Annotated in this window: 1 protein-coding gene; it reads right to left on the bottom strand. The window is 67.5% G+C overall.

Annotated elements, in window-relative coordinates; all coding sequences use genetic code 11:
• Window positions 1-114 precede the first annotated feature (114 nt).
• Window positions 115-1,848, bottom strand: coding sequence for an IS1634 family transposase (locus C7C46_RS31625; RefSeq protein WP_110673360.1), 1,734 nt, complete (start codon window positions 1,846-1,848; stop codon window positions 115-117).
• Between the last annotated feature and the right edge of the window lie 158 nt (window positions 1,849-2,006).

Below are 2,006 nucleotides of genomic sequence, written 5' to 3'. Positions count from 1 at the left end.
CCTGAGTTCCGCAGCTGAGGTGTCGTTCTAGTCCACGAATATGTGGGCTGACCTGCGGATACGCGTGATCGCACGCCGGGGCGGCGTGTGTCTAGGCGGGGGCGTTGGTGCTGGTCAGGCGGGTGTGCCGGGTTCCAGGGTGATGATGCGCTTGGGCTCGGTGACGCCGAGCTTGGCGAGGATGGCGCGCTGGGCGGCACTGGTCTCGGTGCGCTGGCGGAAGGTCCCGGCGGGGCCGGAGAAGGTGCCGACGTGGATGCGTTCGAGTTCCTCGCGCAGGTTCAGCCAGGTGTCGTCGCAGGTGGTCTCGGCGATGCGGATCAGCAGCAACGCCAGCCAGCAGAGCAGGACATGGGCGCGTATCCGGTCTTCCTTGCGGTGGTAGACGGGCCGCAGATCGATGATCGTTTTCATGTCGCGCCAGCCGCGTTCGACTTCCAGCAACTGCTTGTAGCCGGTCGCGATGTCCTCGGCGGACAGGTGCGGGTCGCTGCAGCGCAGGAGGAACTTGCCGTCCAGGCGTTCCTCGGCCTTGATCGCGGCCTTGTCGATCCGCAGCAGGCCGCCGGGGGTAGCGCGAAGGAAGCGGTGCAGGCCGGGCTTGGTGGACAGCTTCCCGCGTAGTTCGGCACGCTTGAGCGGCTTGAGCTTGTCGGAGCCCTTGATCGCTTCTTCGAGCTGGGCCAGTAGGTCGGCGCGGATCGCGGCGTCGCGCTTGGCCTGGTCGGGGTTGTGGCAGATCACGAACCGGTCGGCCGTGTCGGGGAGTTGCACCTGCTTGACCTGCATGTTGTCGGCAACGTGCGCGTAGCGTCCCTGGCGGGACAGGGCGGCCTGGGCGGCGGGCGAGCCGGAACGGATCTTCTCGCCGAGAATGTAGTGGCCGCCGGCGCGCTGCAGGAAGCGCCGGTTCTGCTCGGAGGCGAAACCGCGGTCAGCGACCCACACGACCCGGGTCAGCTTCCACTCGCGCAGATCCTCGCGAACCTGGCGGATAAGCGCCTGGTCCCCGGTGTTCCCCGGCCAGCTCCAAACCCGGATCGGGATGCCGGTGCGGGTGACGGCCATGCCGATGACGACCTGCGGCAGGTCCGGGCGGTGGTCCTTGCTCTTCCCATATGCGCGGAACGACTTCCCGTCGCCGTCGTCTGCGCTTTCGTCCGACTCTGTTTCCTGGTCCAGGTGTTGGTCAAGGCGGCGGCCGTGGTCGTCGCGGGCGGCGGGAGTGTCGGGTTCGCCGGTCTCGAAGTAGGTGCTGGTGGTGTCGAAGAACAGTAGGTCGACTTCGAGGTTGAGCAGGTCGGCGACCTGCCAGTAGACCTCTTCGGCGAGCTTGTCCTCGATCTTCAGGAGCCAGTCCATCGCCCGGTAGCAGGCGTCGTCGCTGGTGGCGGGAAGCCCGGGGATGTGGCTGTCGTGTTCGATCCAGCGGGTGGCGGCGAGTTTGGAGCTGGGGGCGAGCGCGCGGTTGGCGACCAGGGCGAACAGCACCCGCTCGGCGGCGGGGTCCAGGCGGCGGCCCGTCAGGAGCTTCTTCATGACGGTGTCGATGCCGATGCGGTGCCACAGGCCGTTCAGGGCGTGGGCGCCGCCCATCGGCCGCGACGCCAGGAACGTCAGGTCCGAGCCGGAGGTGGCCCGCAGGGCGGCGGCCGGGTCCAGGAGCTTGGCGAGCGAGGCGACCAGTCGCTCGATGGCGGCGCGGTCCAGCTGATCCTCGCGGCCGAAGCTGTGCAGCACCTGCGGGCGGGAGGTGCGTGTGGCGGCGTCCCACTCGTTGTGCGCGAGCTGCAGGTAGCGCACGGTCGAGCCGTCCTTGTTCTTCCGCGTGGTCGCCCGTACGTACATGGTTCCAGACCTTAACAGCATCACTGCAGGTCAACACGCAGTAGTCAGGCGAAACGTGTTACTAGGCGATTCCGGCCGTTCCACCAGGACGGAAGTACGTGACCTGCAACAACGCTCTCATCCGTGCCACGAACCCGCCATCAACTGCGGAACGCAGG

Origin of the sequence: Streptomyces tateyamensis (assembly GCF_003205575.1) — a bacterium.
Classification (GTDB): Bacteria; Actinomycetota; Actinomycetes; order Streptomycetales; family Streptomycetaceae; genus Kitasatospora; species Kitasatospora tateyamensis.
The sequence above is the reverse complement of the archived record's forward strand: the minus strand, read 5'-3'. Positions and strand labels throughout refer to the sequence as shown.